The 6,398-nt window shown below is 42.2% G+C and carries 8 protein-coding genes; 4 read left to right on the forward strand and 4 right to left on the reverse strand.

Going from position 1 to position 6,398, the window contains the following annotated elements:
* Positions 1–20: 20 nt before the first annotated feature.
* Positions 21–629, reverse strand: a complete 609-nt coding sequence (locus AACQ17_RS04875; RefSeq protein WP_017043337.1) for a hypothetical protein — start codon at positions 627–629, stop codon at positions 21–23.
* A 176-nt stretch (positions 630–805) separates the two neighbouring features.
* On the opposite strand from AACQ17_RS04875, the gene AACQ17_RS04880 reads away from it, so the two are divergent.
* Positions 806–1,912, forward strand: coding sequence for a 1-acyl-sn-glycerol-3-phosphate acyltransferase (locus tag AACQ17_RS04880; protein ID WP_026028217.1), 1,107 nt, complete (start codon positions 806–808; stop codon positions 1,910–1,912).
* 54 nt (positions 1,913–1,966) lie between these two features.
* On the opposite strand, the gene AACQ17_RS04885 is transcribed toward AACQ17_RS04880, so the two are convergent.
* Both AACQ17_RS04885 and AACQ17_RS04890 read right to left on the reverse strand, forming a co-directional pair.
* Complete coding sequence (locus tag AACQ17_RS04885; RefSeq protein WP_094147970.1) at positions 1,967–2,593, reverse strand: hypothetical protein; 627 nt, start codon at positions 2,591–2,593, stop codon at positions 1,967–1,969.
* Between the two features lie 121 nt (positions 2,594–2,714).
* Entirely contained in the window at positions 2,715–3,017 is a 303-nt protein-coding gene (locus AACQ17_RS04890; protein ID WP_010318562.1) for a YfcZ/YiiS family protein, read from the reverse strand.
* Between the two features lie 510 nt (positions 3,018–3,527).
* On the opposite strand from AACQ17_RS04890, the gene AACQ17_RS04895 reads away from it, so the two are divergent.
* Complete coding sequence (locus tag AACQ17_RS04895) at positions 3,528–3,989, forward strand: TetR/AcrR family transcriptional regulator (RefSeq protein WP_013867986.1); 462 nt, start codon at positions 3,528–3,530, stop codon at positions 3,987–3,989.
* Positions 3,990–4,092: 103 nt separating this feature from the next.
* Here the strand turns inward: AACQ17_RS04895 and nadE are convergent, their stop codons facing one another.
* Complete coding sequence (gene nadE, locus AACQ17_RS04900) at positions 4,093–4,923, reverse strand: ammonia-dependent NAD(+) synthetase (protein WP_026029071.1); 831 nt, start codon at positions 4,921–4,923, stop codon at positions 4,093–4,095.
* 104 nt (positions 4,924–5,027) lie between these two features.
* Between nadE and AACQ17_RS04905 the strand changes: the two genes are divergently transcribed.
* The gene (locus AACQ17_RS04905) at positions 5,028–5,540 is read left to right on the forward strand and encodes a nicotinate-nicotinamide nucleotide adenylyltransferase (RefSeq protein ID WP_029388414.1); all 513 of its coding nucleotides are present in this window, start codon (positions 5,028–5,030) and stop codon (positions 5,538–5,540) included.
* Between the two features lie 40 nt (positions 5,541–5,580).
* On the forward strand, positions 5,581–6,090 hold the full coding sequence (locus AACQ17_RS04910) for a hypothetical protein (RefSeq protein WP_013867983.1): 510 nt from the start codon (positions 5,581–5,583) through the stop codon (positions 6,088–6,090).
* Positions 6,091–6,398: the final 308 nt, after the last annotated feature.

The following is a 6,398-nucleotide window of genomic DNA, read 5'->3' on the forward strand; positions in this document are numbered from 1 at the left end:
ATCCATTTTTAAGCGAAAAATTACAAATTTCGCCCGAGAACTAAAAGCGCAAGTTGTTGGCACTCTTGTTCATTTCCTTGGAAAAGCTCATCGACGATTTGGTTCAGCTTGATGCCAGACAGTTTGCGCTTTTGTGCCTCACGAACACGTAGTGCTATTTGACATTCAATTGGTAGCTCACTTACTTGATGTGGTTGCCACGCTGATAGCTTTTCGCTGAAGTTGTTTAACGATAATTTGGGTTTAAAATGCGTGGCTTCACTTTTTAGTACATGAAGAAGGTGCGAATAGATTTCATCGTTAGGTTGACATTGACTCAGGTGATCACAAGCGGCTTGGCTCAGTTCAGATAAGGTGACGTAACCCGCTTGATGGGAAAAATCGGCGGTTAAACGTACTGAAAAATCGACACGCTGCCACTGCGTATTAGGAAAAATAGTCAGCGAGCATAAACAGTCAAAAGGGATCCAAAAACTCTGCTTTGCTTCAACTGAATATTCATGTTTGCCAAGTTTACACAGTACTAATCCGCTCATTACTCGAATCAAACTGTGTTTGATGACTTTCTTGCGAGGGGTGACAACTAAGTTAGCAGACAGTAAGGCTTCAAATTGAATCGCGTAGTTCATGGTACTTCTCACTGATTTTGGGGCGCTAAGAGTACCTTGTCTCACAGAAAATGCCAAATATGCGAACTAAAATCACCTTATTCTGGTCTGACCTTAGTGAATCTGTTACGACTGTAGCTGCGAGCTACGTCAACTATGCGTAGAATGAGCCAGCTTTTTATTTGATGTATGAATATATGACCACCACAACTGATCCTTATGTAGATATCCGTCCTTACAACGACGATGAGATTCCAGCGGCTATTGACCGTTTAATTAATGATGAAGAATTTATCTCAGCTATTTTGCAACATCGTTTTGACAAACGATCTGCTTGGCTAAAATCGATACTGAGCCCTTTTGTAAAAGCATACTTAAAGTTTAAATGGGCCAAACTCACGTCCGTGGAAGCAATCCAACTTGAAGTGAAGAAATACCTCACGAAAACACTAGAATCAACGACACAAGGTGTCACCTTCAGTGGTCTCGATAAATTGGATAAACAGACGGCTTATTTATTTATCTCGAACCACCGTGATATCGCGATGGACCCAGCATTGGTCAACTATGGTCTGTATATGTCTGGGCATAAAACTGTACGTATTGCGATTGGTGATAACTTATTGAAAAAGCCTTGTGCTACAGAGCTGATGCGTCTTAATAAGAGCTTTATTGTGAAACGCTCGGCTAAAGGCCCGCGCGAGATGATGAAAGCGCTCAGTACCTTATCTGCTTACATTAAACACTCACTTGAAACTGGAAATTCTATCTGGATAGCGCAAAAAGAGGGACGAGCAAAAGATGGTAACGATTTTACCGATCCGGCCATTTTGAAAATGTTCCATGTGGAAGGGCGCAAGCAGAAAATAGAGTTTGCTCAGTATATTCAATCGCTCAAAATTGTCCCGGTCGCGATTTCATATGAAAACGATCCCTGCGATATGGCCAAAGCGTGTGAGTTGTATGAAAAAGCGACGCATGGGCGTTATGAAAAAGGGGAATTTGAAGATATTGAAAGCATTGTCCAAGGTATTGTCGGTGAGAAAGGCCGAGTGCATGTTGGCTTTGGTGAAGTGATTACTCAAGCATTTGAAACGCCAGAAGCATTGGCGCAAGAGATCGATCGCCAAATTCACGCAAACTACAAATTATTCCCGATCAATAAGTTAGCGGCTGGGATAGAAAGTAGTGATATCACGCCAGATATCCGCGCTCACTTAGAAAGCAAGCTGACCCAAATCCCTGAAGGGGCACAGCGCTATTTACTCGATAGTTACGCCAACCCAGTAAAGAATCAGCAATAATCATTAAACGATGAAGAGAGGGGCCCACGGCTTCTTCTCTTCTCTTTTTCTAGCCTATCTTGCGACCGCGCCGCCAAGGGTCAGTTTGCTTGGCCATTTACTGATGACATTACCTCCCAAATAAATATTGCCATTGACGGTCATCGTGTCAGGAAATTCGGTGATTTTGGAACCGCCAATAAACAAACTCCCTTCCACAACCAAACCTTCGGGCAATTGGGTTAATGGCGTTCGAATTACGCTCAAATCTCCCTTGACTAAGAGATTCGTAGGCAGCGTTTCAAGCGGTGTATCCGTGAAATTCAGGTAACCACCGACCTTGATTCTCATTGGCCACGATTTGATTTTACTACCCAGTAAGTTCGCATAACCACGAATGGTGGTACCTTTTGGAATATTCTCTAGCAAGCTATTAGATGCTTCTAAACTACCCTGCACATTCAAGCCCTTAGGCAGGGATTTTATCGATGTCTTAGCAATATTTAGGTTGCCTTTGAGCGTGAGATTTTCGGGTAGTGTTGTGTAGGGTTTATTACGCAAATAGAGATTGCCGTAATTATCAAGGTGGTTAAGAATTTGATATTGATCGAGCGGCTGTGACCATGCACAAGAGGCATAGAGAAGGTTGCATAATGTTAGTAAAAGCGAAAACTTATTCATAAAGCCTGCAGATGAAGACACGATACCTAGAGTATCGGCAGATTACGGTTAAGCTTCAATAATGCATTGCCTAGGATGAGAAAGCAAAGTGCTTGGGCGATAAAAAAGCGAGCCATGATTAGGCCCGCTAAGAGCAATTAGATTAACGAGCCAAAGAGCGCGACTTCAGTTCAAAAATAAGTTTTTCGGCACTGACTTCAAATTTGAAACGTGCATGCAATTCAGTAGAGTTATCGTCTAACGGTGAAACTTCAAACTCAACATTATCTGAAACCTGTTTGGCAAGAGCGAGGTACTTCTCAAATTCAGCTTCTAGCTGAGCTTTGTTGGGGGCCATGACCATCACTTCGGCAACTTCATCACCTTCTTTGATAATAAAGCCAATTTCGCCAGCGCAGCCACATGCTTCGCAGACTTGGATATCAACGTCTTTTTCGATACTCATTGTGAATCCTCTTAGTAAATGTATGGACATTCTAACGGGCAAATCGTTTATCAGCCACAAAAAGCCAATCAGGTTTGGGGTAAATCGCGTCTTATTTTGGTTGTTCGAAAGTTTTTAGCCATCGTTATGAATTAATGAGTGTGATACTGCTCAAATAATCACTAGTTTTTGTGTCATAAATTTGTCAGAACAGTGTTCAGTTCGTTGCGAATTGTTGATGATTGTAAGATTATTCGGTTGAAACAATTATTAATATTATAAATTGCGCTTCATCCATTAGTGGTGATGACTAATAAACTGGAAATTTAAGTTTTATTAGTGATAGCTAAAGGAGTGACAGTAACAAGCCAGTAGATAACGCTTTTAACAAGATAATTCTGGTTTGAATTTACTGTTTTAAAGGATGGTTTTTTAGACAGAAAATGCCATACCACGAGGGGTGATTCGCGAAACGGCACTATCATCGCAATTGAGTTAGATGGATTAATAAAAAAGAGAAGAGTCTGGACCATGCCAAAGCGTAGTAAAGAAGATACTGAAATCACCATTCAGAGAATAATGGATGCTGTTGTCGATCAGCTATTGAGACTGGGTTACGACAAAATGTCGTATACCACGTTGAGTCAGCAAACAGGGGTTTCACGAACGGGGATTAGCCACCATTTTCCAAAGAAAACCGATTTTACGGCCGCTTTAGATGGGCGGATTTTTAAGCTGTTTGTTGAGCATTTAGATTTTGAAAATGACCTTTCAAGCTTTTCAAATAGCTGGATAAATGCGCTGGAAAATGCACAATTTTTGGCTATTTTGCGTTTATTATTTCATCATGTTGTGACGACTGAAAATGCGGATGAATTTGCAGCAAACGGTGTCGATCGGTTATACAAAACGGTGGCTGTACAGTTTGGCAAAGAGAGCGCAAGGGAGCTTGAGTGGCTGATTGGTAAATCACTGATTAAAATGAGTCAATAATTTGGCACTTTGTGCAAGCTTGTATTGTCGACTTTAACACTAAAGCCAACGGAGAAGTTGGCTTTAGTGCTTTTTGTAGAGAGTTATAGAGAGATTGTGTCGATCAATCGTACAACGTTGGGATCGGTTGACGTTTATGCTGAGTTGCTGTGTAAATCGCGACAAGACGGTCAATCACGTGCTGTGAAACAGGCTTCCCTTCTAAAAAATCATCGATTTGGTCATAACTTAAGTTTAACGCATCTTCATCTGCTTTTTGTGGTGCGAGCTCTTCTAAATCCGCGGTGGGTGTTTTTTGAACCAATTGCTGTGGTGCGCCTAATTTAGCCGCTACCGCGCGCACTTGACGTTTACTCAAGCCAAAAAGTGGTGCTAAATCACACGCGCCATCACCAAATTTAGTATAAAAACCGGTGATGTTTTCTGCGGAATGATCCGTGCCGAGTACTAACGCACCAACAAAACCTGCAATTTCGTACTGCGCAACCATGCGAGCGCGCGCCTTTACATTTCCTTTCACGAAATCAATTTTGGCACTGTCAGTTGGAGTTAAGCTTGTGCCTTGTAGCGCATCAAGAGAGGCTGAGTGCAGGCCATCTACACCCGCTTTAATATTGACCGAAATTGAGTGTGTAGGTTGAATGAAGGAGAGAGCAAGCTGCGCTTCATCCTCATCTTTTTGTTCGCCATAGGGTAAACGAACGGCGATAAACTGATAGTCGTTAACGGCGTATTCTTGGTTGAGTTGTGTCACGGCGAGCTGGGCTAGACGGCCGCACGTTGTTGAGTCGACGCCACCACTGATGCCAAGCACTAAAGACTTACAACCAGATTCAACCAATTTGCGTTTAATAAACTCAACGCGCCGTTCAATTTCATAAACAGGGTCAATGGATGAGAGAACACGCATCTCATCACGGATCATTTGTTCCATTAGGGTTCCTTTTCCTGCAAGCAATATAAATCTTTGGTGTATCATACCGAAATCATCAGATTAGAAAACCGAGAAAATGGTTTTCAGACTTGAATAGGATTGCTATGACCAAAATTGCCGTCTTTGGGAGTGCTTTTAACCCTCCGAGCTTAGGACATAAAAGTGTGATTGAATCGCTAAGCCATTTCGATTTAATTCTGTTGGTACCGAGCATTTCACACGCTTGGGGTAAGCAGATGCTCAGTTATGAGATCCGTTGTGAACTTATTGATGCTTTTATTCATGATTTGCAGTCAGATAAGATACAACGCTCAATAGTCGAAGAGGAACTGCAACAGCCCGGGCAGAGCGTCACAACTCACGCTGTTTTGTCATTACTGCAAAAACAATCACCTGATGCTGACATTACTTTTGTAATGGGCCCGGATAATCTGTTCAATTTTGCGAAATTCTATAAAGCTCAAGATATCTTGCAACGCTGGTCAGTCATGGCCTGTCCTGAAAAAGTCGCGATTCGTAGTACTGATATTCGTCAGCGGTTAGCTGAAAATTTAGATATTGCCGATTTAACGACTATCTCTGTTAGGAAAATCTTGCAGCAAAGAAAACTTTACTAGACAATCCACGCCCTTTTCGTGGTCGGAGCTGTTTGCATTCATGAAGTTAAATGTGGCTGTTTGTGCGTTAATCATGTTTTCGTCGCTGACGGAAGCTTGCGATCTCTATTCCGGTTCATTATTAACGCCAGAGTTAGAATTAACACTAGGTGCAGATAGTAGCCCAGCAATGTTACCAGCATCGGGCGTCTGCTTTTCTATATTAGATAGTATGGGCTACGCATCGAAACAACTGCTGGCTTTAGGTTTATTTGAAGAATCTCCAGCCGACTCTTCTTACTGGGCCGATTGGTTTTTAAAAGCCGATTCGGATCCCCTGTTTACTCAGAAATTGGCCACAAGCTACATTGGCTTTGGAGTCTGGGTACCCTCTGAATTGCTTGACGAGCAAAGTGATATGTCAACCGAAGAGTGGTTAATGAGTCACGGCTTACAGCTAAGTATCGGTTTTGGCGAGAAAAAAGCGGGTGAGCCGCGCATGCGTTTTGACTATCGTTGGCATGAAGATTTCGACAGCGTTGTCATGATGCAAATTGAAGTTCCCTTCTAACGTTTTCCCTCAGTAAACACACTCCCTCAGAAAACAAAAAAGCCAACCGCAATATTCGCGATTGGCCTATGTAAATTGTGAACAAAGAGTATTCACTAACAACGTCAGTTGGCTAGGTGACCCTCGGCTTAAGAAGGGTCGATATAGTTATTGCAGCATACGTGCCAAGTTTTATAGCGCTTAGTTGCTATTGTTTCCTTGTTTTTTCAAACTTCACCAAGAAGATTTTTGCAGGCTGCAAATGCAAACTGCAAAAACGACTCAGATTGCTAATGCCGCTAGGTTCAATCACATTCGCTCTGCTATCT

The organism is Vibrio sp. V10_P2A27P122 (assembly GCF_963874335.1).
In the GTDB taxonomy this organism is placed as follows: domain Bacteria; phylum Pseudomonadota; class Gammaproteobacteria; order Enterobacterales; family Vibrionaceae; genus Vibrio; species Vibrio anguillarum.

Bases quoted from the DNA above. Each gene is read 5' to 3' on its own strand.
- AACQ17_RS04875 (WP_017043337.1), bottom strand. From the start codon at position 629: ATGAACTACGCGATTCAATTTGAAGCCTTACTGTCTGCTAACTTAGTT.
- AACQ17_RS04880 (WP_026028217.1), top strand. From the start codon at position 806: ATGACCACCACAACTGATCCTTATGTAGATATCCGTCCTTACAACGAC.
- AACQ17_RS04890 (WP_010318562.1), bottom strand. From the start codon at position 3,017: ATGAGTATCGAAAAAGACGTTGATATCCAAGTCTGCGAAGCATGTGGC.
- AACQ17_RS04895 (WP_013867986.1), top strand. From the start codon at position 3,528: ATGCCAAAGCGTAGTAAAGAAGATACTGAAATCACCATTCAGAGAATA.
- nadE (WP_026029071.1), bottom strand. From the start codon at position 4,923: ATGGAACAAATGATCCGTGATGAGATGCGTGTTCTCTCATCCATTGAC.
- AACQ17_RS04905 (WP_029388414.1), top strand. From the start codon at position 5,028: ATGACCAAAATTGCCGTCTTTGGGAGTGCTTTTAACCCTCCGAGCTTA.
- AACQ17_RS04910 (WP_013867983.1), top strand. From the start codon at position 5,581: ATGAAGTTAAATGTGGCTGTTTGTGCGTTAATCATGTTTTCGTCGCTG.